The sequence below is a fragment of the Zoogloea sp. JDB1 genome, from assembly GCF_056724025.1.
The window spans coordinates 492,136-516,304 of record NZ_CM161496.1 but is presented as its reverse complement, the minus strand read 5'-3'; the positions used below and the strand labels follow the sequence as shown (position 1 = coordinate 516,304).

General features: G+C 63.2%; 23 protein-coding genes. 11 read left to right on the top strand and 12 right to left on the bottom strand.

Features of this window, described 5'->3' with window-relative positions:
- Window positions 1–96 precede the first annotated feature (96 nt).
- Genes cas2 through cas4 form a run of 3 tightly spaced genes read right to left on the bottom strand, consistent with a single transcriptional unit; the run spans window position 97 to window position 2,065 of the window.
- Window positions 97–387 (bottom strand): CRISPR-associated endonuclease Cas2, encoded by a 291-nt coding sequence (cas2, locus tag AC1PPK_RS02385; RefSeq protein ID WP_481116252.1) that lies wholly within the window; start codon window positions 385–387, stop codon window positions 97–99.
- Between the two features lie 10 nt (window positions 388–397).
- Window positions 398–1,426 carry a type I-C CRISPR-associated endonuclease Cas1c gene (gene cas1c, locus AC1PPK_RS02380; protein ID WP_481116251.1) on the bottom strand — a complete coding sequence of 343 codons (1,029 nt, stop codon included), beginning with the start codon at window positions 1,424–1,426 and terminating at the stop codon, window positions 398–400.
- 3 nt (window positions 1,427–1,429) lie between these two features.
- The gene (gene cas4, locus AC1PPK_RS02375; protein WP_481116250.1) at window positions 1,430–2,065 is read right to left on the bottom strand and encodes a CRISPR-associated protein Cas4; all 636 of its coding nucleotides are present in this window, start codon (window positions 2,063–2,065) and stop codon (window positions 1,430–1,432) included.
- A 47-nt stretch (window positions 2,066–2,112) separates the two neighbouring features.
- Here cas4 and AC1PPK_RS02370 point away from each other — a divergent pair, with 47 nt between their 5' ends.
- Entirely contained in the window at window positions 2,113–2,361 is a 249-nt protein-coding gene (locus AC1PPK_RS02370; RefSeq protein WP_481116249.1) for an addiction module protein, read from the top strand.
- 118 nt (window positions 2,362–2,479) lie between these two features.
- On the opposite strand, the gene cas7c is transcribed toward AC1PPK_RS02370, so the two are convergent.
- From cas7c to AC1PPK_RS02345, 5 genes are all read right to left on the bottom strand, one after another.
- Window positions 2,480–3,343 (bottom strand): type I-C CRISPR-associated protein Cas7/Csd2, encoded by an 864-nt coding sequence (cas7c, locus tag AC1PPK_RS02365; RefSeq protein ID WP_481116248.1) that lies wholly within the window; start codon window positions 3,341–3,343, stop codon window positions 2,480–2,482.
- Window positions 3,344–3,367: 24 nt separating this feature from the next.
- On the bottom strand, window positions 3,368–5,317 hold the full coding sequence (cas8c, locus tag AC1PPK_RS02360) for a type I-C CRISPR-associated protein Cas8c/Csd1 (RefSeq protein WP_481116247.1): 1,950 nt from the start codon (window positions 5,315–5,317) through the stop codon (window positions 3,368–3,370).
- Window positions 5,314–6,111, bottom strand: a complete 798-nt coding sequence (cas5c, locus tag AC1PPK_RS02355) for a type I-C CRISPR-associated protein Cas5c (RefSeq protein WP_481116246.1) — start codon at window positions 6,109–6,111, stop codon at window positions 5,314–5,316. Before cas5c ends, cas8c begins: the two co-directional genes overlap by 4 nt.
- The gene (cas3, locus tag AC1PPK_RS02350; RefSeq protein ID WP_481116245.1) at window positions 6,104–8,641 is read right to left on the bottom strand and encodes a CRISPR-associated helicase Cas3'; all 2,538 of its coding nucleotides are present in this window, start codon (window positions 8,639–8,641) and stop codon (window positions 6,104–6,106) included. The genes cas5c and cas3 overlap by 8 nt, the downstream gene beginning before the upstream one ends.
- A 136-nt stretch (window positions 8,642–8,777) precedes the next feature.
- Complete coding sequence (locus tag AC1PPK_RS02345; RefSeq protein WP_481116244.1) at window positions 8,778–9,755, bottom strand: helix-turn-helix transcriptional regulator; 978 nt, start codon at window positions 9,753–9,755, stop codon at window positions 8,778–8,780.
- 186 nt (window positions 9,756–9,941) lie between these two features.
- Here AC1PPK_RS02345 and AC1PPK_RS02340 point away from each other — a divergent pair, with 186 nt between their 5' ends.
- From AC1PPK_RS02340 to AC1PPK_RS02325, 4 genes are all read left to right on the top strand, one after another.
- Window positions 9,942–10,724, top strand: coding sequence for a 3-hydroxybutyrate dehydrogenase (locus AC1PPK_RS02340; protein WP_481116243.1), 783 nt, complete (start codon window positions 9,942–9,944; stop codon window positions 10,722–10,724).
- A gap of 242 nt (window positions 10,725–10,966) precedes the next feature.
- Window positions 10,967–12,808: a nitric oxide reductase activation protein NorD gene (locus tag AC1PPK_RS02335; protein WP_481116242.1), complete on the top strand. Its 1,842-nt coding sequence runs from the start codon at window positions 10,967–10,969 to the stop codon at window positions 12,806–12,808.
- Window positions 12,809–13,198: 390 nt separating this feature from the next.
- Complete coding sequence (locus AC1PPK_RS02330; RefSeq protein WP_481116241.1) at window positions 13,199–14,488, top strand: cytochrome-c peroxidase; 1,290 nt, start codon at window positions 13,199–13,201, stop codon at window positions 14,486–14,488.
- 39 nt (window positions 14,489–14,527) lie between these two features.
- Window positions 14,528–15,949 (top strand): hypothetical protein, encoded by a 1,422-nt coding sequence (locus AC1PPK_RS02325; protein ID WP_481116240.1) that lies wholly within the window; start codon window positions 14,528–14,530, stop codon window positions 15,947–15,949.
- A gap of 12 nt (window positions 15,950–15,961) precedes the next feature.
- On the opposite strand, the gene AC1PPK_RS02320 is transcribed toward AC1PPK_RS02325, so the two are convergent.
- A complete protein-coding gene (locus tag AC1PPK_RS02320) occupies window positions 15,962–16,777 on the bottom strand; it encodes an EAL domain-containing protein (protein ID WP_481116239.1) in 816 nt (271 codons plus the stop codon).
- Window positions 16,778–16,941: 164 nt separating this feature from the next.
- Between AC1PPK_RS02320 and AC1PPK_RS02315 the strand changes: the two genes are divergently transcribed.
- Window positions 16,942–18,732, top strand: a complete 1,791-nt coding sequence (locus AC1PPK_RS02315; RefSeq protein WP_481116238.1) for a serine hydrolase domain-containing protein — start codon at window positions 16,942–16,944, stop codon at window positions 18,730–18,732.
- Here the strand turns inward: AC1PPK_RS02315 and AC1PPK_RS02310 are convergent.
- Entirely contained in the window at window positions 18,705–19,592 is an 888-nt protein-coding gene (locus AC1PPK_RS02310; protein ID WP_481116237.1) for a LysR family transcriptional regulator, read from the bottom strand. The genes AC1PPK_RS02315 and AC1PPK_RS02310 overlap by 28 nt on opposite strands.
- Before the next feature lie 123 nt (window positions 19,593–19,715).
- Between AC1PPK_RS02310 and AC1PPK_RS02305 the strand changes: the two genes are divergently transcribed.
- Entirely contained in the window at window positions 19,716–20,315 is a 600-nt protein-coding gene (locus tag AC1PPK_RS02305) for a cysteine hydrolase family protein (RefSeq protein ID WP_481116236.1), read from the top strand.
- 64 nt (window positions 20,316–20,379) lie between these two features.
- On the opposite strand, the gene AC1PPK_RS02300 is transcribed toward AC1PPK_RS02305, so the two are convergent.
- Entirely contained in the window at window positions 20,380–20,829 is a 450-nt protein-coding gene (locus AC1PPK_RS02300) for a DUF1840 domain-containing protein (protein WP_481116235.1), read from the bottom strand.
- A 10-nt stretch (window positions 20,830–20,839) separates the two neighbouring features.
- Between AC1PPK_RS02300 and rarD the strand changes: the two genes are divergently transcribed.
- From rarD to AC1PPK_RS02280, 4 genes are all read left to right on the top strand, one after another.
- A complete protein-coding gene (rarD, locus tag AC1PPK_RS02295; RefSeq protein ID WP_481116234.1) occupies window positions 20,840–21,733 on the top strand; it encodes an EamA family transporter RarD in 894 nt (297 codons plus the stop codon).
- 59 nt (window positions 21,734–21,792) lie between these two features.
- Complete coding sequence (locus AC1PPK_RS02290; protein ID WP_481116233.1) at window positions 21,793–22,710, top strand: ROK family protein; 918 nt, start codon at window positions 21,793–21,795, stop codon at window positions 22,708–22,710.
- A complete protein-coding gene (locus tag AC1PPK_RS02285; RefSeq protein WP_481116232.1) occupies window positions 22,707–23,387 on the top strand; it encodes an MOSC domain-containing protein in 681 nt (226 codons plus the stop codon). The genes AC1PPK_RS02290 and AC1PPK_RS02285 overlap by 4 nt, the downstream gene beginning before the upstream one ends.
- A gap of 93 nt (window positions 23,388–23,480) precedes the next feature.
- Window positions 23,481–23,852, top strand: coding sequence for a hypothetical protein (locus AC1PPK_RS02280; RefSeq protein ID WP_481116231.1), 372 nt, complete (start codon window positions 23,481–23,483; stop codon window positions 23,850–23,852).
- Here AC1PPK_RS02280 and AC1PPK_RS02275 read toward each other — a convergent pair.
- A complete protein-coding gene (locus AC1PPK_RS02275) occupies window positions 23,818–24,129 on the bottom strand; it encodes a hypothetical protein (protein ID WP_481116230.1) in 312 nt (103 codons plus the stop codon). The two genes, AC1PPK_RS02280 and AC1PPK_RS02275, sit on opposite strands and share 35 nt — an antisense overlap.
- Between the last annotated feature and the right edge of the window lie 40 nt (window positions 24,130–24,169).

The window sequence follows — 24,169 nt, the reverse complement described above, 5'->3', positions numbered from 1 at the left end:
GGAATGCTTAAAGGCTTATCTTTCCAATACAAACACTTGGTACGTGCGCGAACCCGGCGGGGAAACGATGGGCGCTTGGGGTTCGCGTTTGGGATGTTACAGCACCAGAGGCCCGTTGAAGTCGGTGGAGCGGAAGGTACCGTGTTCGCGGACTTCGGCGCCGCGGCTTTCAGGGAGGCGGTAGAGGCGGAGATTGTCTTCGGTCAATTCGATTTCGGCAAGGAGTTCCCGTTCGAGGGATTCGAATTGCATCAGGTTGACCTGGCATTCGAAGACGGATTTCTGGACGCGCTGGCCGATGCCTTCGCAGACCTTGGCAACCCGGCGCAGGCGTCGGCGGCCGGCCTTGGTTTCGGTATTCACGTCGTAGCAGACGATGACGAGCATGGCGGTACTTTCAGCGGATCACGAAGGGCAGGTATTCGGGCATTTCGCCGCGCAGGCTGCGTGCCAGCAGGCGGGCTTGGACCAAGGGGACGACGCCGAGTGGAATGGCTTGTTCGAGGAGTGGGTGGGTCAGTTCTTCCTGTTTCCGTTCCTGCCAGGCGACAACCACGGCTTTGCGGGCGTCGCCTTCAAGCAGTACGGCGCCGCCTTCCCGCTCGACGAAGTCGTCGGCGCCGATCTGACCGCGATTGATGAGCGTCAGCGCGACACGGTCGGCGACGGCGCGGAATTCCTCCATCAGATCGAGGGCCAGGGCCGCACGCCCTGGACGCAAGGCATGCAGGAAGCCCACCTGCGGGTCGAGGCCGGCGGCTTCGACGGCCGAGCGGCAGTCGTTCATCAGCATGGAATACAGGAAGGACAGCAGCGCGTTCATGCGATCGCGGGGCGGGCGCCGGCTGCGGCCATCCATTTGGAAGGCGGCGCGGGCTTCGGGGCGGACGACCAGGTTGAGTCCGGCGAAATACTGGCGGGCGGCTTCGCCCTCGATGCCGCGCAGGGTGTCCAGGTCGGTAGCGGCGGGAAGGGCACGCAGGGCGGCGGCGAGGTCATCCGCGGCGCGGGTCAGGTTGGCCCCATCGGCAGGCTCCTTGGCTTCCCGGGCGCCGCGCTGCAGCACCTGGCGGGCATTCTTGATCTTGCCGGCCACGCAGCAGCGGGCGATGCAGAGGGCGAAACCTGCGTCGCGGCTGCGTTCATGCTGGGCCTGGCGCAGCAGCACGTTGCCGGACACGGGGCCTTCCAGCCGGGCCTTGAACCGGCCATTGCCGTCGAGCAGGACCAGTCCAATACCGCTGTCGGCCAGCCGGTGCATCAGCGGTGTGGACAACTTGACGTTGCCGAAGCACACCACGCTGCCCACATGGTGCAGCGGTACGCGCAGGCGGGTTTCGTGCTCCACCTCGATGCGCAGAGTGTCGTTCTCCAGATGCAGATAGCTCTCCGGCAGGGTCACGTAGAGGGTATTGAGCAGTTGCATGGGTCAGGTATCCGGGTCGAAGAGGGCTTGGTGAAGGGCATCCCGTTCGGCGGTGTGGGACAGTGCTGCTGGTTGGCACAGGTCGCGCAGGGAGCAGGCATGGCAGCGTTCGTCGTTAACCGGGGGCGGAGTCTGGCCGCCGGCCAGCATGGTGCGGATCTCGATCACGGCGGTCTCGACGGCGGTGCGTAGCGCCAGCGTGATCGGTACGACCCGGCGGCGCTTGGAGGTCGCGTAGAACAGTGCCCCTTCGGGTACCGCTCTGCCGCTCATTTCTTCCAGGCACAGGGCCTGCCCGGCCAGTTGCAGGTCGTCGCAGGCGGCAATGGCCGCCTTCTTGTTGCGCGAGCCGTGCTTGTATTCCACCGGGTAGGGTGTGCCGTCGGGCTGGAGCTCCACCACGTCGGCCTTGCCGATCAGACCGAGGCGGTCGCTGAACACCGGTAGCGCGCGCTCGGCCCGCAAGCCGGCACGCACCTCCACGCCGGGCTGGTCGGCACGGGCATGGACGGCCTGTCCGCGTAGCGTGAACACGTTGTCCTCGAAGGCTTGTTCGAGGTGGATGAGCGCGCACTGGCGCGGGCAATAGGCCCAGTGCTGGAGGGCGGAGAGGGGAATGGGGTCGAGTGGTTCCGGCATGGGGTGGCTGCTAAGATTGAAGTCGTTATCGACGTCGAGGATTTGTCATGAGCATGCCCCTGCAGGCCCTGGTTGCCGAAGCCCTGCAACTCCCGCTGGACGATCTGGATGCGCTCATCGTGAGCCTGCTCGCGCATCGTGATGCCGATCCGGGGGTTACGCCTGAAGAGATCGAAACGGCCTGGGCCGAGGAGGCCGAACGCCGTGTCGACGCAATGGAGCGAGGAGAAGTCGCCTGGGTCGACGGTGACGAGGCGCTTGCACGCCTGCGTGCTGCGGCTATCGGCTCGCGCTGATGCATGCGTTTCTCCTTTCATCCGCTGGCGCTTGAGGAGGCGGTTCGCGCTGCGGGAGAAGTCATCATCAGCGCCACCGCCCGGGCTATTGGGGAGGGCGGCGCTGAGCAACGTGGTCTCAAAAGCCTTCGATGATTTCCGGAGTCAGTCCGGGAAGAGCCTGCAATAAGGTGTCTCGATCAAAACTGCCATCGTTCTTGAGTAAGTTCCTCAGAGAGTCATGGACCCTAGCGGAGGAGTATTGCCCTGCCTTGCAGTTGTGCTTCCACCAGACAACATTCAACACTCGCATGCTGCCGTCCGGACGCCCTGAGGAAGCATCGTTCTCGAAAATCTTGGGAAGAATGCTCTTAAGTATCTCTGCATCGGCATCGCCAAAGCCGGTTCGTTCTGCGAGTTGCGGATTGATGCTGCCATAACATTCATAAACGGCTAACTCGACGCGATGCTTCATGCCCATCGTGTCCGAGCCACGCTTGCTGCCATCACCTTCACCACTCACGCTCTTGGTAATCTGGGTGCTGGCGATGTTGACGATTTCCTTGCTGAAAGCGGATTGCACTGTCACCGGACCACGAACAGGAATGGAGACTCCGCTGGCGTCACCTTCTTTACCGAAGGCAAAAACCTGACCGAATGCCCGCACGTCAAACCACTTGGCGCAGGCCTTTCTTGCGGTTTCGTCTTTTTTTGATTTCTTCGGGTTCCAGGCGTCCTTTCCCAAGCCATTGGTTTCCGACTCGGCACGATTACGCAGGCTGCTTTCCCCGTCCACTTTTCTATCATCTGACTGCACAAAAATGGAATGACCAGATTCCTGCAGCCGGTCACGCAATTTTCGCTTGAGGCATACATCGGTAATTTCCCCGAAACCTCCGTAGTCAGTACGCGGTCGATTTCCGTTGAGTGGGTCGCCATTCGGATTCGCATGATGTACGCGGATAATAAGGGCGAAATCGATTTTGTTTTGTAGGGGGCTCATATGAGTTTCCTTTTAGAAAGACTGTTAGCTATTTTGAACGCTGGTATCAGCAGAGCTTTCGCTCTCGTCGGACTTCTTGTCCGAGTCAGCCGATGGCCAGAAATCCTTGCGTTGTGAGTGGTAGCCGAGCAGAAATTCGCCACTTAGCGGCGCATCACTGGTTCTGCCCTCGATTGAGTCCAGTAAGCTCATGACGTTATCGAGTAACTTGCGGCGTTTTACCAAGGTGGCAACCGATCTATCGCTTCCCGCCTGCATCCTGGCCTCGTAGGGTTTGAGCGCCAGTTCGATGGTCCGCCAGGTTGAGAAGGGGCGGTCTGCAAAGCGCTGCATGAGTCGTCCCGCTGTGGTCTCCCGCTTTTTGCTTTCGTCTGTCAATGACAGCGCATAGCCTTCAATGCTGTCCGCAATCGCCAGTAAGCGCCCATACAGGTAATCGCGGCTCGCTCGTTCCAAATCCAAACTCATTTGGTAGTTCCTTTGTGTGTGATATCCCCTAAACAACGCGCATGCGATTCCCAGCGTTTTTTCCCACTCCCAATGATCCAGCCCGACCCGATTGCTTGCTCGTCGTACCAGGCTTTGAACAAGATCAAGTGGCACATTCCAGCCATCGATGATGCAGGGTAGAAGGCGTTCAACCGTTGAGCCTCTGAGCTTTTCGTCCAAGCGGCGGCCATAGACTGCCTCGGCAATATCGGGAGGTGCCGGTGCCCCAATAAAGTGCGAATCCTTGCCATAGTTTTGGTGCCAGGCATAACGGGTATGCCAGGCCTCTATGCGAGAAAGAAAGTCGGAGCCCTTCAGTTCCCGGTAGAAACTGATCGCCATGCGTCCAGGTGTAGCCGAGTCCAGTCCGATAACCATGACATCTTCGTTGGGGCTGAGCTTGGAGCCATAGCCGGCGATGGCCTTCTTGAGACGGAGCGCAAAATTTTGATCTGTGCTGACGGTACTGGTGGTGGTCACGATGTCAGACGTATCAAGCTCCAATAGTTCAAAAGAGTTCTTGATCGGATCGGGAAGTTGGGCTCCGGAGACAGCCCAACTCACAATGGCCTGGTCACCCTTTCGGTACCCTTGATGTGCAAGTAGCCAACGCAAGGTGTTGTGCGCTTTCTGGGTGACATCGAACCCAACCGATACGACCTCCTCTGCTTCTAGAAATCTCCCACGGAAGGTGTAGCCGGAATTGTCGTTGGCAGAAATCAGCTTAGCTTTGTCTCCTGAGTGACGCAGCTTTGCGGGGTGCTGGAGTGCGAGTGAACTTTTTTGTCCGGTCACGGCACATATCCCAAATAATGATTGGGTGTGTTGGTAATATGCAATCCACGAGGCAATCAAAGCCGTGTCTTGCCACGGTGCAGATAAAGGGTCTTCAGGCGAACTTTCCACTCTCCAGCGGATAAAGGCATCTTCCGGGGATTGAGTGTTTTGGATGACTTTGAAAATGGCAGGTGCCGGATGTTGCTCATCACTCCACTTTTTGAGGAGTTTGCTGTCCGCCCCAGTTGGTAAAATATCAGCTCGAACCAAATCCTGGACGATATTCCCCTTTTCTACGTAGGCCAAAATAGCGTTTAGCTTGGGATGTGGCCATTCTGACTTTGCCCAGTTGCGTAAAGTAGTCAGATAGGCCTGATGAGGAACTTCCGGTTCTTTGGCAAAACCTGACGTCACGGCTCCGCCATAGAATAAAAAATCTCCGGCGATGTATTGCAGTTTGTCGGCAAAAGGATGGTTGGTTGGTTTTTGACCTGTACGTCCGGCAGAAGCTTCGGTGCAGGGAATCAGTGTTGTGGCTTGAGATTTTTCGAGCACAACTGCTCGTTTGAAGTAACCGCGTGCGTCAAGCACGATTTCAATCTGAGCTTGTTGCGTGGTATGGCAAATGGGCATCAATGGAGTGAATCCTTCCGGCTCATGTCCAACGCAATATTCGTAAGTCTTATAAAGCTTATCGATCCAACTCATGGCCGTCCCTCGAGTGGCAGCGCCAAATTAGCCTCCTCATCACCAATAGGGTGATGGTTCCGACTAAGTTCAAAGACCTTTGGAGTCATTTCACGGACAAAGCGACGTACCTTGCAATCCTCCGGTCGATCAAAACGGATCACACCATTCACCATCCTCGGCTGCCAACTACGCGTGAAAAGCTTGTGCTTTCCGTCCATATCTGGGCCGGTTTCGTCGGGGTAATCGAAACTGTGGAACATCAGACCGAACCCGAGCTCGCCATCGGCATCGAGATCCCCGGGGCCTGAGCCGAACTCGCATGGCTCGACATAGCCTTGGCAATCGCGGGTTCCTAAAAAAATGTCTTGTCTGCCTCCTCGCTCCAACATACGTTTCGTGATGTCGTAGTGCTTGCCTTCTATGCGGTCATCCGCCAATTCTGGACGATGCATGTTCCACTCGAAATGGGCTCGTACTTGATACTCTACGTCGGAGAGGAAGGTATAAATCGCTAGCGTATTAAAAGGTTCCTCTTTCTTTGAAGAGTCTCGCTCCCGAGGGTATATTCCACTTAAATTTAGTGGTTTGGTGCCCTTGGTTTGGGTGCGAATACGCTTCATCACCCGTACTTCGTCAATGACCCATATAAGCGTCGGTTTCCAATAGATCGACTTGGCAACTCCTTTAAGGGCTTCATAGGTCGGGATGTGGTATGAGCACTTTTCGCCGCCGACGCGGGTCAGTGGATCGGTAAACAGGGCGTATCGGCCCCATAGACGAAATTCGATACTGTTGCGCCGGGTGTTAGACATTGAGTGTCTCCATCAAAGAAACCGGTTCGGTCGAAAGACCAAACTGCTTGCTGTAGTAGCGGGAGTCGAGGCTGTAGATACGCAGGCCATCCTTAACTTCATGTAAGGCCCCGGCGTCAGATAGCCTCTTAAATATATGAGGGAAAACGTTGACGGTGAATTGCTGAGCCTTGCGCAACAAGTCGAATTCAAGAGAAAGATCGTATGCCGCATATAGTTCGCTGATCAGATTGGCCCCGGCTTTATCGAACGGCACGATGATCCCCTGGGTGGGCGAATCTATAGCTTTGAAGGCGTTGGCGGCCGACATGAATGACTGGTTCAGTAGACCATGCGAAGGAGGTTGATTCCCTTTGCGAACCGATTCCTCGAGGGATAGCCTGTTTTCCGATAGAAGGCTCAGCAGAGAGTCATGACGACCGATATCCTTCGTTTCTTTTTCGGAAACTGGATAAGCCATGTCGGACTGCCGCTCAAAGAAATAGTGGGTGTAGTAATCAGTCATGGCTTGTGGGCCGAGCAAGTCATGGTCATAACGAGCCGGATTGTCACGGAAGGAGTCGAGAATCGTGGCGACCTTTTCACGCCCGATGGCGATGTCCAGTAGGGTTTCACGTGTTACTCGTTCCTCTGACAGATTGACTAAATGGACACGCCCGGGTTCAGGTCGGCCATTGCGATTGCAGCGTCCAGCCGCCTGCGCGATGGAATCCAGCCCCGCCATGGAGCGAATTACAACGCCGAAGTCCACGTCAACTCCGGCTTCAATCAATTGTGTGGATACGCAAAGTGTCGGCAATCCAGCTTCGAGCCGTGATTTCACGGTTGCCAATTCGGCTTTGCGATGTGCTGGGCACATGTCGGTGCTGAGGTGGAATAAGGCGTCGCTGGAGTAGTCTGATGTCTTGGAGGCCAAGAAAATCTGCTTTGCCGCATCTTTCGTGTTAACGATGACTAGACAACTTCCTGCCTGCTGAATTTCATTCCGGGCCAGATTGGCTACTTCTTCAAAGCTCCAGCTGTTTGTACGGCGTTGATCGTGAATGGTTACGCGTTTGAGGTCGGTAAAGAGTTGTCGCACATTGCTAGCTATTTCATGCCCGCTTGAGAGACGAATGGCCCCTTCGTTTATTGCCACCTTGTTTAGCAAAGGTTGTGTGGCTGTACACAGCACCACGGTGCTGTTGCACTGTTCGCTAAGAAAGTTGATCGCGTTATTGAAGAGATGAACGCAGCGGATGGGAATTGTTTGAATCTCGTCGAATATTAGAACGGCATTGGCCAGTTGATGCATGCGGCGTGCTCCGCGCGTACCACTTCCAAATAGACTTTCCAGTAGCTGAACCATGGTGGTGTAAACCACAGGAGCATCCCAGTTTTCACAGAGAATCTTTTCGCGCCAAGTCTGTACTTCTGGTGTGACGCTAGAGTGATGTTCCAGAACGACTCTACCTCTATCCCGCGGACAATCCTCGGGCTCAAGAATGTTGCGTACGACAGTGGCGTTTTGATCGATGATGGATGTAAAGGGAATGATGTAGATGATTCTTTCCAACTTGCGATGTGCGACATGATGTAAAGCAAAGCGCAAACTGGCCAGGGTTTTCCCACCTCCGGTAGGGACGGTTAGCGTATAAATCCCACACGCTCGATTGGCCGCGTAAAGACATTCATCGGAAATTTTTTTCCGCAAATTATCAATCGGATGACGTGGAGTAAATGCGGATAGTTTTTTCTCCAAACGTTCGATAAGTACCTGCCAAGGCACGTAATCCCCTTGTGGGCGATAGGAGGCCACTTTCTTATGCTCGAAGTTAGCGGTATCGATTCGGTCGGCGTCAATCAGGCTGCTGAATAAAAAGCGGAGTGCTAGACCAAGATGCTGACTTAGAGGTCTTGGATTTTTCTCGTAGTGCTTGATGCTTGAAAGCAGACGCCGTAGTTCATCGATCAGTGCGGGCGAGTCAAGCAATGCATGTGCTCGATCAAGTATTTCCTTTTCTGCGTGCAGCTTCACCTCGTCAAGATGAACTTTTACTTCTGGTTTTTGCATGCGCTTGCCGAAGACGTCGATCCCTTCAGGGGCTAGGCTGTCGATTAAGCCTGAGTGATGGGATGCAATGCAGAGTGCTACCCACTGGCCAATGAGGGCGCCTTGCGCTCCTTTCTTGGCCAACTCCTTCCAAGCGAATTGGGCGCCAGCCGATGAATGATCAACCTTGCCTTTCAGTGCCGTCGAATCGACGTAATCGTCTTCGTCCGGATCAAGTAGGCCGAGAGCGGAGTGAATGTAGGCGCGGAACTCATCGCTGTACTTGCCCAGATCATGAAGCAATCCAATTAGTTCGCCCGCGGTTTCGAAGCGAAGCTTTCTGCTGAAGTTCCTTGAAAGTGCTGCGACGTTTTCTAGATGGCAGGACAGATATTGAGGAGTTTGATCTGACTGTCTCCAGTGGGCGATTGCCCGGCCACCATGGTCTCTTGGGATGGTTGGGTTGTTCGTCTCTGAAATGTTTTTTGTTTCACTCATCGCAATATCTTTCGGCCGATGCTTTATTCCGGATGTTCGTCTCTTGTGAAGCAATGCATGCCGGTCATGCAGAAAAATTTATGTTGCTTCCGTAGGTGACGCCATTTTCATCTTCCCCATGCTCAAAACCTGATCATCATGAATTGTTCTTTCCCGCTATTTCATGCTCCCGTCGGACCGCCTCCCGCAAAGCCGCCGGTTCGAGCACTTCCACGTGGCGGCCGTGGCGCAGGATGTCCATCAGCAGTTCGGGTTCCTGGCTGTAGGGGACGCGCAATTCGTAGCCACCTTCGTCGAGGGGGCGTCCTTGCTGGTCGGGATGCCACTTCTCGGTGGCGACCCAGCGGCTGCGTTCGGGGCTGAAGCGCAGCACGGCCCATTCCACGTCGGCACCGGCGAAGATGCCGTAGCCGCTGCCGAGCACCCGGTCGAGGGTGGCGTCGTCGATGTCACGGGCCGGCTGATCGAGGATTTCCGCCCGCTGGATGGCATCCACGGCGAAGCTGCGCAGTTCGCCTCGGAGGTGGCACCAGGCATCCAGATACCAGTTGTCCCGGTAATGGATGAGGCGTTGTGGCGAGGTCTCCCGGCGGGTGAGCTGGTCCTTGCCGCGGGCGTGGTATTCGATGACCAGACGTCGTCGACGCAGGGTGGCGGAGGCCACCGCCTGAAAGTGTTCGAGACGGAAGCTGCGGGCGCCAACGGTCTGGATGCGGATACGCCGGGCGACCTCGGTGGCGGAATCGTCGGCGCTGCCGAGGATGTGGCCGAGGCGGGTCTGCAACGGACGGATATGCGGGCCGAGCAGGCCGCCGGTATCCAGGTTGGCAAGCAGGTATTGCATGGTGAGGAGGGCGTGGATTTCCTCGGCGGTGAACCACAGGCCGGGGAGCTCGAACTGCGGGCCGAGCTGGTGGCGGTCGTGGGTGAGGCGGTAGCCGCCTTGTTCCCGGTCAAACTCGACCGGTGCGCCGAGCGCGTCACGCAAGTCCCGGATATAGCGGGTGAGGGTCGGGCGGGAGATGCCGAGTTCGTACAGCAGGTCATTGGCGGGAATTGCCCGGCGGTGGCTGAGCAGGCGCAGTAGTTGGTGCAGACGGTCGGTTGGAATCACGCAAGTGCTCGCATTGGGCATATGTTGAACGCGTGTTCGATCATAGCCATGTGCATGCTGCCGATTTGTGATGCGGGGCGCTCGGTGGCTGTGAAGTGGTTGGCAAATTGTTGCTGCGCTAGCATCCCTGCCTGACGGGTGCATTCGCCCCGCATGCAATCAACAACACAACAGAGGAGAGCGGTGATGCTTGCAGGCAAGACGGCGTTGGTGACGGGTTCCACTTCGGGTATCGGGCTGGCTGTTGCGCGGGCCCTGGCGAAGGCCGGCGCGAAGGTGATGCTCAACGGTTCGCGGCCGGCGGCCGAGGCGGAGGCGCTACGGGCCGAACTGGCGGCCGAGTCCGGCGTGGAGGTGGGTTATACGCCGGCCAACCTGGCCGATCCGGCTTCGGCGCGGGGGCTGGTGGAAACCACCGTCGCGGCTTTTGGGGGCCTGGACATCCTCATCAACAATGCCGGCATCCAGCATGTGGCGGCGGTGGATGCCTTTCCGGACGAGAGCTGGGACCAGATCATGGCGATCAACGTGTCGGCGGTGTTCCACACCACCAAGGCGGCGCTGCCGGGGATGAAGGAGCAGGGCTGGGGGCGCATCGTCAATATTGCCTCTGCGCATGGTGTCGTCGCGTCGCCCTTCAAGGCACCCTACACGGCCAGCAAGCACGCGGTGGTGGGTTTCTCGAAGGCGGTGGCGCTGGAAGTGGCCGAGCAGGGCATCACCTGCAACGCGTTGTGCCCGGGCTATGTGCGCACGCCGCTGATCGAGAAGCAGGTGGTCGACCAGGCGGAGGTGCATAACCTGCCGGAAGACCGGGTAATCCGCGAGGTGATCCTCGCCGCCCAGCCGACCAAGCAGTTCGTCGAAGCGGACGAGGTGGCGGCCTTCGCGGTGTTCCTGTGCTCCGATGCGGCCAAGTCGGTGACCGGCTCGGTGCAGCTGATCGACGGCGGGTGGACGGCCCGCTAAGTTCCGTGCTGCCCTGATTCAGTCCTTGTGCGGAGGCGGATTCGCCCGCACACAGCCGGTTGAGCAAGTCCCCCCGGCGAGTGTATCCGCTCCCACGGGCGGCACCGGCAGCGGCCTGCGCCGGAAATTGAGCCAGGACAGGGACGCGTTGCCGGGGTGCCCCGTACAGTCGGGGTCGTCCCGGTTTCCCGCGCTGTCGTATCGACGTCGGGAGCCGGTGACAGTCTTGGCGGAGGGCGGACATGGAAGAGTTTGTCGGTGGCCTGTGGCACCGTTTCATCACGCGGGCGGCAACGCGCACGTATCCGCAGGCGGCGGTGCGGCTGGCGGACATCGAGCGCAGCGCCGGCATCCTGTTTCGTGCGCTGGGTGGCGATCCAGGCCTGCGCGTGGCGCCGGCCGCCGAGACCGAACATGGCGCCCGGCGCGGCTGGCTGGCACGCATTGCCCACACTGGCGACAAGATTGCCCATGCGACGCGGGACGAAGAAACCCTGCGCCTGCCGGCGGAGATCGCGCTGTTCCCCGAGCGGGCCCTCAACCGTGACCTTTACCTGTGGTTGATCGCCCAGGGCGCGGCGCTGGACCATGCCGACCTGGCTGCCGACAACTGGATCGTCGCCAACCAGCAGGCCAGCGCGGCCACGCTGGCGGCCTTTCCCGGTTTCGGCTCGCGCTACCGGCGGCTGGTGGAAGCGATCACTGCGGAGCGGCCTGATCCGCGCAAGCTGCCGGCCGACGAGGCGGCGGTGGAGACGGCGATCCGGCGTGCGCTGGTCGAACCGGGTAGCGTCGCCGCGTTGCCGACGACACGCCGTCCACCGGTTCCGGTGGCCTTGTGGTTGTACCCGGCGCCGGTGGCCATCGATCGTCGCCAGAACGCGGCCAATCAGACGCCGGCCGAACAGCGGGAAGGAGGCAAGACCGAGGATGCCACCGAGAGACGCCGCCAGGCCCAGCGGGAGGACATGCCGGACGGCCGCAACGGCCTGATCCTGCCCTTCCGCGCCGAGAGCCTGCTGTCCTTCGCCGAATACGTGAAGGTCAATCGCGGCCACGAGGAGGGCGATGGCGAGGACGCGCCGCGGGCGGCCAGCGAGATGGACAAGATCGCGGTGGCCCAGGACGGCCACGACACCGCCTCCAAGGTGCGCTTCGACCTGGATCTGCCGTCCGCGGCGGCCGACGACGTGCCGCTGGAAACGGGCATCCTGCTGCCCGAGTGGGACTGGAAGAAACAGGTGCTGAAGCGCGACATGTGCAGCGTGATGCTGCTCGATCCCCGCGACGCGACGCCCGGCCCTTTGCCGGCACACTTGGTGCGCCCGGCGCGGCGCCTGCGCCGTCAACTGGAGGCGCTGACCCCGGCCAGGCGCTGGTTGAAGAATCAGCCCGACGGCCCCGAGCTGGATATCGACGCCTGTGTGCGGGCCTTCGCCGACCGGCGCACCGGCCATGTGGCGGCGAGCGGCGGTTATCTGTCCTGCGAGCGCCGCGAGCGTGACCTGTGCTGCCTGGTGCTGGCCGACCTGTCCCTGTCCACCGACACCTGGGTCAGCGACGAGCAGCGCGTCATCGACGTGATCCGCGACAGCCTGTGGCTGTTCTCCGAGGCCCTCGGCGCCACCGGCGATCCCTTTGGCCTGTACGGCTTCTCGTCGCGGCGGCGCGACCACATCCGTTTCCACCGTATCAAGGACTTCGGCGAGAAGGTGGACGACCGCATCCGCGGCCGCATCGGCGCCCTCAAGCCGGGCTTCTACACCCGCATGGGGGCCGCCATCCGTTACGCCACGCAGATTCTCGCCAAGCGGCCGGAGGCGCTGCGCCTGCTGCTGATCCTGTCCGACGGCAAGCCCAACGACGTGGACCACTACGAGGGGCGCTACGGTATCGAGGACACCCGGATGAGCCTCAACGCCGCCCGCCAGGAGGGCGTGCGGCCGTTCTGCGTGACCATCGACAAGGAAGGCCAGGGCTATCTGCCGCACCTGTTCGGCCCGGCCGGTTACACCATCCTGCGCAATCCGGCCGAACTGCCGGCCCGCCTGCCCAAGCTGTATGCCCAGCTGACGGCCGTTTGAGGTCTGCCGCAGGGGTGTCGTGCTTACGACGACCTGATTCGTTGTGTAGTTAATAATACAACGATGATTTTCCATGCGATGCCGTTCGGTACCGCTGGAAGTGCCGCGCCGCGCCAGGCTGTCACTGATGTATGACCCGTTTTCACCTGATTCCGCTTGTTCCTCTTCCCGTATCCCAGAGGCCGGTACGGATATTGCATTCACTATCCTTGCATCGTTCTGACAGGGTTTTTGTGACTGTCGTTATATACAAAAAGATATAGTGAATTGCCGTCCGCGAGGCGGCAGGGAGTCGATATGCGGAAATTGTGGATGGGCGGCGCGCTGGCCCTCGCTGTGCAACTCGCGGGTTGCGGTGGGGGCAGTGCTGACGGGACATCGGCGGGAACGTTGACAAACACAGGCACGGGTACGACAAGTGGCACGGCGATGGACCTGGATACGCCGCTGCGTGCCTACCTGGCCAGTAACGGCGTCATCGCGCCAGCCGAGCCGGCGGTTTCCGACGCCTTGTACAACCTGGGTTCGGTGCTCTTCCAGAGCACCCTGCTGTCCGGTACGCGCAGCGTGTCCTGCGCCAGCTGCCATCCCATCGGAAATGCAGGCCTCGACAACCTGGTGCTGTCCATCGGCGTCAACGGTAGCGGCACGCCGCCCAACCGTACCGGTTCGCCGCTGATCCACCGCAACGCGCCGGACCTGCTCAACAAGGTGGTCGGCAATCCGCGCTTCATGTTCTGGGACGGTCGGGTCAGCGTCAGCGATGGTGTCTATGCGAGCCCGGCCGGCGCTGCGCTGCCCGTCGGGCTCGGCAGCCTGGCCGCGGTCCAGGCCCTGTTCCCGCTGCTGTCCCGCCCCGAGATGCTGGGCTACAACGACCCGGCCGATGCCAACGAACTGGCCGACCTGAACCCGGCTGGCGCGACGGTGGAACAGGACCCGCTGCCCGTCTGGAACGGCATCATGGCCCGCCTGCGCGCCGATACGCAGATCGCAGGCCTGCTGCAGCAGGCCTATCCGGATACGCCGCTGTCCGCCATCGGCATCTCGGCCGTTGGAAACGGGCTGGCGGCCTTCGAGTCCCGCCGCTGGTACGCCTTCGGCACCAAGACCTATTTCCACGGCTACATGGCTGGTGTGCTCGACATTCCGGACAGCGCCAAGCGCGGCGGGCTGCTGTTCTTCGGCAAGGCCGGGTGCGCCGCATGCCATGGCGGCCCGCTGCTCAGCGACCAGAAATTCCACAACCTCGCCGTCCCGCAGATCGGTCCCGGCTTTGGTGCCGGCGCCGCGATGACGCCGCCCCGCGACCTGGGCCGCCATGGCGTCACCGGCAGCGACGCGGACAAGTACGCCTTTCTGACCCCGTCCCTGTGGGAGGTGAAGAACACCTGGCCGTATTTCCACAACGGCGTGTTCGCAACGCTGGAAGAGGCGGTCCGCCATCACCTGGACCCGGCCGCCTCGGCCATGGCCTTCCGCTGCAGCGACGCGCTGCGCAGCGGCGGCAACGTGGTGCCGTGCCAGGACAGCACGACGGCACCAGTGCTCTACGCGGACCTGGTGGCCCGCCTCGATCCAGCGCTGAAGAGTCCCCCGAAGCTCAGCGACAGTGAATTCGCCGACCTCATTGCTTTCCTCAACCAGCTCACCAACGGCAGCAACAACTCGGTGCGCTGAGGGCCATCGCCCACTCAAAAATCAGAAAGGAGTCATCCCGTGAACCGATCTTTCATCCGGACGCTGATCGTGCCGCTGACGGCCGCCGTGTTCCTCAATGCCTGCGGAAGCGGCGGTGGTGGTGGGGGCAGCACGCCGCTGAAGCCGTCGGCGTCTTTCGACATCAAGCAGGGTGGCACCCAGAGCCTGATGCCGGCCGATCTGTCCACCGCCCAGGACCCGACCAACCCGGTCAACAGCCCGTCGGGCTCGACGCCCTATTTTCAGGCCCGGGCGGGGATCACCGTCACCGACCTGAAGACCTTGATGAACGACGCGACGACCTTCCCGGCCGTCGAGAACCCGGTGCTGGTCACGGTCGGCAGCGACACCTACAAGGGCTACCGCCTCGCCGACGTGATCGTGCGGGCCACCAGATTCCGCCCGGCCGACTACAACACCGGCGCCTTCGGAGCCACCACCGCGGTGATCGCGGTCGGCCTGGACGGACGCATGTCGGCCTTCTCGTTCACCGAGCTGATCCGCACCGGCAATGGCGACAAGACCATCGTCGCCTACGAGAAGAACGGCAGCGCGCTGCCGGACAGCGAGGGCAGCATGGAGGTCATCGCCGGCAACGACACCGACCCGGCCCTGCGCAAGACGCCACGCCTGTCCGAACTGCACGTGCGCAACGATTTCGAGGCCACCAGCTACACGCTTGCCTCGGCGGCCACCTCTCCGGCGCTGCAGCCCGGCGATGTCGCCTTCCAGGTCGGCGGCGACGTGGCCACGCCGATCACCGTGTCCGCCGCCACCCTGTCGGCCAGCTCGTCCCAGGGCTATTACGCGGTGGACCGCATCGGCAGCAAGGCGACCAGCGCCTTCCCCACCTACTACTTCCAGGAGTACGGACCGCGCCACATGAACTACTGGTTCGGCCAGGGCATCCGCCTGACCGACGTGCTCGACACCGCCGGCCTGGCCTACCCCAACGAGAAGAACCGCTGCTTCGTGGTCATCAAGAACGCCAACAACCAGCACGCCACCTTTTCCTGCGGGGAGCTGTACAACTCCCAGGTCGGCGTCGGCGACGGGCTCGCCGGAGTGGGCAACCGCGGCCGCTCGAAGGGTGTGCTGCTGGTCACCGACGACTTCCGCCAGGGCACCGGCAACAACATGATGATGACCTGCTGGAACGACCTGAGCACCTGCACCAAGACCAATGCCGGCGATGCGCTGGGCTACACGGTGGCGATGGATGCCAACGGCGACCGCATCAACTACCAGTTCATCGCGCTGGTCTCCACCGAGGACAAGCTCCCCTTCATTCCCTTCGGGCGCTGGTATCCGATGCCGTCCAACTGCGCGAGCCTGGTGTGGAAATGCAACCCGTGGATCGACGTGGGCGAGCGCCTGCAGCAGGGCATCAAGTCGATCACCGTCGTCTATGCCGGCGGCAGCGGCAGCATGGCCCACTGAGGCCGGAGGAACTCAGTGCAGCAAGGTGGTCGCGGGGGCCGCCGACGGCAGGTGCACGTGCGACAACTGGTGCTGCGCATCGAGGATGCCGCTGACCCCGCGGGACAGCTGGCGGAAGGGCTCGGTGGACGGCCGGCCGAGCAGGAAGCCCTGGGCGAAGGCGCAGCCCAGCGCGTTGAGGGCGGCCAGCTCGCGGGCGTCCTCGACGCCTTCGGCGACCAGTTGCACGCCGAGCGCCTCGGCCCGTTCGAGGCAGGCCGCCACTTCCTGCTGGCGCGGTAGGTTGGTGTGGATCTGGCGGACCTGCAGCGGGCTGAGTTTGATGAAGTCGGGCCGTGGCGCGCTGTTGTCGGTGGCCGGCGCGAGGCGGTCGAAGGCCAAGCCGATGCCCTGCGCCGCGATGGCCTCCAGCGTGGCGGTGAGGCGGCTGCGGTCGTCGTCCGACTGCTGGCGCAGTTCGATGACCAGCCGGTCGGGCGTCAGTCCGGCGTCGGCCAGCAGCTTCGGCAGATCGCCGCTTTCCACGTGGTCGGCGACCATCGCCATGCTCAGGTTGATGAACAGGCGGCCGGGCAGCTTGGCGGTCACGAAGGCGGCGACCGCCAGGCGCGTGGCCAGGCGCTCCAGCTCGAGGCCCAGGTCGGCCTCGCGGGCGACGCGTAACAATTGTTCGGGGGTGTGCAGCGGGGAGGCTTCCGGGCCACGCATCAGCGTTTCGTAGCCCAGCACGGTCCGCCGGCGGAGATCGAAGATCGGTTGAAAGACGCAGCTGAGGGCTTCGCTGGCGAGCAGTTCACGGAGGTGAACGATCAGACCGCTGAGGTACATGGTGGCGGGACGGCTTGGCAGAACGTAATACCGCCATTGTGGTCAGCGATTCACGCCATTTGAATTAAGCTTTTGTGACGCTTCATGGTGTCCCCGCCGGGGCTTGATGGTGGGCTGTCGAATAGGCTAGGGTCATTCCTTTGTATTCCAAAGGAATGATTTCGATGGCTGCATGTGGATTCTCCCCGGCAAGAGCCGGAACCCTGGTGGTGGCCGTTGCGCTGCTGGCCGGCTGTGCCGCGGCACCGTCGCGTCCGCCGCAGCTGGCGCGCAACGACGATGCGCGGGTGCAGGATTACGCGACCCGCCTCATCGAGTACGAGATGCGCCAGCAGGCCATCGTCGGCCTGAGCGTGGCCGTGGTGGACGACCAGCAGCTGTTGTGGGCGCGGGGCTTCGGTTTCGCCGACAAGGAAAAGGCGCTTCCGGCGACGCCGGATACCTTGTATCGCGTCGGCTCCATCTCAAAGCTGTTCACCGACACGGCGGCCATGCGGCTGGCCGAGCAGGGCCGCCTCGACATCGACGCGCCGCTGGCCCGCACGCTGCCGGGCTTTTCGATCCGCAGCCGCTTCGCCGACGCGCCGCCGATCACCCTGCGCCGCCTGATGACCCACCACGCCGGCCTGCCGCGGGACTACCTGAAGGATTTCTTCACCGAGACGCCGCCGCCCTTCTCCAGCGTGATTCCGCTGCTGGCCGATACCGATATGGCCTATGCGCCGGACACCGTGCTGTCCTATTCCAACCTGGGCATCACGCTGGTCGGCGCGGCGGTGGAGCGGGCGGCGGGCGAGCCTTTCGCCGAACACATGCAGAAAGCCCTGCTGACGCCGCTGGGAATGAGCTCCGCATCCTTCAGTGCCGGGCCGTCCGCCTCGCCGCTGATGGCCCGCGGCTATCACAAGGGGAACGTGAGGGACGAGCCGGCCCTGCGCGACGTGCCGGCGGGCGGCCTGAACGCCAGCGTGGCGGACCTGGCGCGCTTCGCGTCGATGTTCTTTGCTGGCGGCGACGTCCGCGGCGGGCGGGTGCTGAAGGCGGAAACGGTGGCCGAGATGTTGCGCCCGCAGAATGCGGACGTGCCGCTGGACCTGGACGGCCGCGTCGGCATCGGCTGGTTCATCGGCCGGCCGCCGCTCAAGCACGGTGGCAAGGTCATACTCCATGGCGGCGCAACCTATAACTTCCATTCGTCGCTGGTGGCCTTGCCGGAACACAAGTTGGCGGTGGTGGTGCTCAGCAACAGCGCCGGGTCGGGGGCGGTGGTGGAACGGATCGCTACCGAAGTGTTGTCGGTGGCGCTGGAGGCCCGCAGCGGCTTGCGGCCGCCGCCCGCCACGGTGCCCGCGGCGGCGGCGCCTCTGGCGGAGGCCGAGGCGGTCCGCTGGGAAGGGGACTACGCCACGCTGTTCGGGCATGTGCACGTGGAACGCCGCGGCAACGCGCTGGCGGCCGACGTGCTGGGCACGCGCCTCGACCTGGAGCCGCGGGCCGACGGGCGTCTGGGGCTGGGTTATCGCCTGTTCGGCCTGTTCCCGATCGGCCTCGGCGAGATCGGTCAGTATGGCATCAGCCGGCGCACGGTCGCCGGGCGGGAAGTGCTGGTCGGCGAGCGCCTGGGGAGCGAGGCGCTGGTCGGCGAGAAGCTGCCGCCGCCGACGCGGCCCGGCTGGGTCCGGCCCTACCTGGGGCGCTACGCGCTGAGCAACAAGGGCAAGGACGTCCTGCTGTTCAAGGAGATCCGGGTCCGCGAGAGCAATGGCTATCCGTTACTGGAGGTACAGGTATTGGAAGGGCCGCCGGTGCGCCAGGTGCTGCTGCCCCAGGGCGAGGACAAGGCCCTGATTCTTGGTCAACTGGCGGACAGCGGTGAGACGGTGCATTGCCGGAAAGCCGACGCCACCGTGGAGTGCCGTTTCGCCGGCTATGTGCTGACCCGCGTCGGCGACTGAAGCTCGCCGCGGAAGGCCGCTGCGTCGTTGGCGAAGCACTCGGCCAGCCAGTCGGCGGTGGCTGCGACGCGGGCTTGCTGGCGGGCGTCCGGATGCACCAGCAGCCAGATCTCCCGGCTCAGTAGCGGCTGGGGGCCGGACAGGCGCTGTACTCCCGGCTCGGGGTCGGCCAGGAAGCACGGCAGGATGCCGCAGCCGATGCCGGCGGCGACGGCCCGCATCAGGCCCCGGATGTTGCCCGAGCGCAGGCGGATCCGGCCGCCGCCGCGCAGGCTTTCCAGCGCCTGCATCTCCGGTGTGTGGGCGAGGTCGTCCAGGTAGGCGACCCAGTCGTTCGCTGCTTCACCGCCCAGGCTGGCCGAACCATAGACCGCGAAGCCGCTGTCGGCCAGCTTGCGGATCAGGAAGTCGCCCCGCGTCGGGCGGGCCAGGCGGATCGCGATGTCGGCTTCGCGGCGGGCTACGTTGAAGTTGTCGTTGCTGGCGATCAGCTCGACACTCAGGTTCGGGTGGCGAGCGTACAGGCCGGCCAGCCGCGGCGCCAGGTAGTCGCCGATGAGGGTACCGACCGCGGTGACGCGCACGAGGCCGCTCACCGCGCCGGCACCGGCTTCCGCTACGCGCAGCAGGGCGCTCACGTCCTCCTCGATGCGTCCGGCGCGCTGCAGCACGGCGTTGCCGACGGCGGTCGGCTGCCAGTGTCCGTCACCGCGTTCGAAGAGGGCTGCGCCCAGTTCTTCCTCCAGCGCGCGCAGGCGGCGGGCGACGGTGGTCTGATCCACCTTCAGGCGACGGGCCGCGGCGGCGAGGGTGCCGGCGCGGCCGATCTCGACGACGAAGCGCAGGTCGTCCCAGTTCATTGCGTATTCCGCTGATTCATGATGGCCTGCATTTTTGCAGGAATGGGTTGCATGTATGTCGATTTACGCAGGTATTCCAGCGGCCTAAGCTGGCTCCACCTCTAAACGTTCTGGAGAAAATCCATGTCCGCACCCTTCCTGCTCCGCCAGCTCGCCGGCAAACCGATGACGCCGCCGCAACTGTCCGAAACCGCGCTGATCATCATCGACGCGCAGAACACCTACCGCGGCGGCACGATGGAACTGACAGGTATCGAGCCGGCCCTCGACGCCTGCGCGCGCCTGCTGGCCCGCGCCCGCCGCCTCGGCGTGCCGGTCATCCACGTGCAGCACGATGCCGGTCCCGGCAGCCTGTTCGACATCCGCGCCGAGATCGGTGCGATTGCCGACAAGGTTGCGCCGGTGGACGGCGAGCCGGTGGTGGTGAAGCGTTTCCCAAATTCCTTCGTCGGCACCGAGCTGGAGGTGTTGCTGAAGGAAAAGGGGGCGAAGAACCTGCTGATCATCGGCTTCATGACCCACAACTGCGTCAACTCCACCGCCCGCGGCGCTTACAGCCTGGGCTACGGGGTGACGGTGCCGGCCGACTGCACGGCCACCCGCAGCCTGCCTGCCCTCGGCGGCGGCGTGGTGACTGCCGAGGCTCTGCAGGTCTCGGTGCTGGCGACGCTGGCCGACATGTTTGGCGTGGTCGTGGTGAGCGGGGAAGAGATTCCGGACTGATGACAGGGCCGGGGGCTGACAGGTGCAGCCCACGCCGGCGCCGGGTGGGTTGTGGTGTTCCCGCTCAGACGCCCCAGGTCACCGGCACCTTGTCTTTCAGCGAGCGTTCCAGCAGTTCGAGCAGCGGTACTGCGCGCTGGAAGAAGCTCACGCCGCTGCCGCCGGGCTTCACGTCCTGTTCGTCCTCATTGTCGTCGTCCTTGTCGGTCTGGTGCGCCTTGTCGGCGGCGATGGCGGCCTTCAGGGTGTCGATGGCGGCGGGCAGTTGCTCGACGGTGAAGATGCCCTTGGCGTCCTCCTTGTCCTTGCCGAGCACTTCCAGCATCTCCTTACCGTTCTTTCCGAACATGATCACGTCGCCACTGGCGGGGGATTTGAAGATGATCAACATCGTCTTGCCTGTCTTTCGGATGGGAATGGCGCCATTGTAGGCGCGCCGCCGGGTGGTGGCGGCGGAAAACCCCAAGGGTGCGGTGCAGCAGGCGGTGTTACCGTGCAGGCTTTTGGTATGCACGATTCTTCCCGTGGATAAAGGCAAGACCCTCGCCGGCATCGGCTTTGGCCTCGGTGCTTACGGTATCTGGGGCTTCTTTCCCCTGTTTTTCCGCCAGCTCGGCCACGTGGCACCTCTCGATTTGCTGTGCAACCGGGCGGTATGGGGCTGCGTGTTCGTCAGCGTGGTTCTTACCGCGCGCCGCCACTGGGCCAGCACGCTGGCGGCGGCGCGGCGCCCCGGTACGCTGTGGCGCCTGACGCTGGCTGCGCTGCTGGTCGGTGCCAACTGGCTGGCTTTCCTGTGGGCGGTGGATCAGCGCCAGGTGGTGGCCTGCAGCCTGGGCTACTTCCTGACGCCGCTGGTCAATGTGCTGCTCGGCATGCTGGTGCTGAAGGAGCGCCTCAACGCCAAGGAATGGGGCTCGGTGGCGCTGGCGGTGGCGGCGGTCGGCAACGAGTTCTTCACCCTCGGCAGCCTGCCGTGGATCTCCCTGTTCCTCGGCGGCAGCTTCGGTCTCTACGGGCTGGTGCGCAAGCAGGTGGCGGTGGATGCGATCTCCGGGCTGTGGCTGGAGACCTTGTCCCTGATGCCGCTGCTCGGCGCTTATACCCTGTGGCAGGCGGCCCACGGCCATGGTGTGCTGACTGGCTTCGACGGGCTCACTCAGGTGCTGCTTGTCGCTGCCGGCGGGCTGACCGCGCTGCCGCTGATGCTGTTCGCCGCGGCGACCCAGCGTCTCAACCTGGCCACCGTCGGCATGCTGATGTACATCAACCCGACGCTGCAGTTCCTCACCGCGGTGCTGATCTTCGACGAGCCGCTGCAGCCGGCCCGCCTCGGCACCTTCGGGCTGATCTGGGCCGGCCTGCTGCTGTACAGCTGGAGCGGGTGGACCAAGTATCGCCAGGCCAAGCCGGACTGAGGGCGCGCCGCGGGCTATCATTGGCCCCAATACAGGCCATCTTTCGGCGGAGCTTCCCCTTGCGCATCGGTATCGACCTCGGCGGCACCAAGATCGAAATCATCGCCCTCGACGACGCGGGCCACACGTTGGCCCGGCGCCGCGTGGCCACGCCGCAGGGTGACTACGCCGCCACGCTGCAGGCGGTGGCCGGGCTGGTCGACGCGATCGAGACCGAGCTCGGCCGGCGTGGCACCGTCGGCGTCGGCACGCCCGGCGCGGTGTCCAAAGCCAGCGGTTTGATGAAGAACGCCAATTCCACCTGCCTGAATCGCCGGCCGTTGCCTGATGACCTGCGCCGCCTGCTCGGCCGCGAGGTCCGTACCGCCAACGATGCCAACTGCCTGGCCCTGTCCGAGGCGGTGGACGGCGCAGCGGCGGGGGCCGAGGTGGTCTTCGCGGTGATCCTCGGCACCGGCGTCGGCGGCGGCATCGTGGTGCGCGGGCAACTCCTGTCGGGTATCAATTCGATTGCCGGCGAGTGGGGACACAATCCGCTGCCCCTGCCGGAGGGCGCCGATCTGCCGCTGCCGGCCTGTTATTGCGGGCGGGCGGGCTGCGTCGAAACCTATCTGTCCGGGCCAGGACTGGCGGCCGACCATTTGCGCAGCAGCGGCGTGGCGCTGGCGCCGGAAGCCATCGTTGCCGCCGCGCTGGCCGGCGATACCGCCTGCGAGGCCAGCCTGCAGCGCTACGAGAAGCGTCTGGCGCGGGCGCTGGCCAGTGTCATCAACATCCTCGATCCGGACGTGGTCGTGCTCGGCGGCGGCCTGTCCAACCTCGGCCGGTTGTACGAGCAGGTGCCGCTGCTGTGGGCACAACATGTTTTCTCCGACGCGGTGGCGACCCGCCTGTGCCCGGCCGTCCATGGGGATTCGTCGGGCGTGCGCGGGGCGGCCTGGCTATGGCCGGTGGCCGGGCAAACCTGGGAGGGATGATCTTCGTGAAAGCCGTCGTCGATTCCGTGTACACCGGCCGCCTGCGCCCCTTGCCGCCGGAGGGCCAGCAGACCGGCATCTTCAAGAACGCTGTCGCGGGACGCGTGGCGGTCGGCCGGGAAGGCTTGGCTGGCGATGCCCAGGCGGATCGCCGGGTCCATGGCGGGCCCGAGAAGGCCGTGCATTACTACCCCGCCGAACACTATGCCGGGCTGGCGGCGGAGGTGCCGGAGCGAGCCGGCTTGTTGCACCCCGGCGCCCTCGGCGAAAACCTGTCGGCCCAGGGGCTTACCGAGCAGAACGTGTGCATCGGCGATGTCTTTGCGCTGGGCAGCTGCCGTCTGCAGGTCAGCCAGCCGCGCCAGCCGTGCTGGAAGATCAGCCACAAGCTGGATCATCCACCGATGTCCCGGCTGATCGCTGCGAAGGGGTGGACCGGCTGGTATTTCCGCGTGCTGCAGGAAGGGGAGATGGCTGCCGGTGACGTGCTCGAACTGGTCGAGCGGCCGGCGCCGGAATGCAGCCTGGCGCGCCTGTGGGCGGTCTGCCAGCAGCACCGGGCCGACCCGCGGGACCTGCAGCTTCTCGCTGCGGCGGCGGGCCTCAACGATGCGTGGAGCCGGCGCCTGCGCGACCGGGCCGCCTGGTTGCTCAGCCAGGATGTGCCGCCCTGCTGAAGCTGGGGCCAAAACTTGCGTCTGCTGACTGCTCGGCTAAAACGATAGACAGGTCGGCAACGATGCCCGCCTCAACAGAGAGCGACTACAAAAATGGGATTCCTACCGACGGCGCTGAGCTGCGCCACCCTCTGCCAGGGGGCCTTGCTGGGGCGCCTGTGGCTGGCCCACGCCGATGTGGTGCAGCGCATGCACTTCCTCGGCAGCCGTCTCATCGTGGGGACGGCGGAAAACCGCCTGCGCGCGCAGGCGTTGAATCGGGACGATGTGCTCGACGAGCGCGATCGCGTCACGCACCAAGCCCGCCTCGATCTGCTCCTCGAGGCGGGGGCGGAAGGCTGGGCGACGATCTATCGCAACTACCTGGACGAACTGACTGCCGCCTACCTGTGCTGTCTGCGGGGGCAGGCGGTGCCGAAGATCGGGTGTGTCAGCGCAGCGGGAAGACCAGCGGCGGCACGCTGACCACCACTGATGGCCGGCTCGGGTAGGCATATACCGGCTGTGGCGCATAGATGATTGGACGTTCATAGACGACCGGCGGGGGCGCCACATAGACGGGCTGCGGTGCGTAATACACCGGGCCGTAGCCGCGGCCGCCGTGATGATGGTGGTGGCCGTGCCATTCTCCGCGGTGGCCCCAGCCGTGGCCTTCGCCGCGGTCAGCGCTGGCGGTGGCAGACAGGCCCAGGCCGGCAATGCCGATCAGGGCAGCGGTGATCCATTGGCGGGTATTCAGCATGGTGTTCTCCTTGGCGCGCCCGCGGGAGCGCGGTACGTTT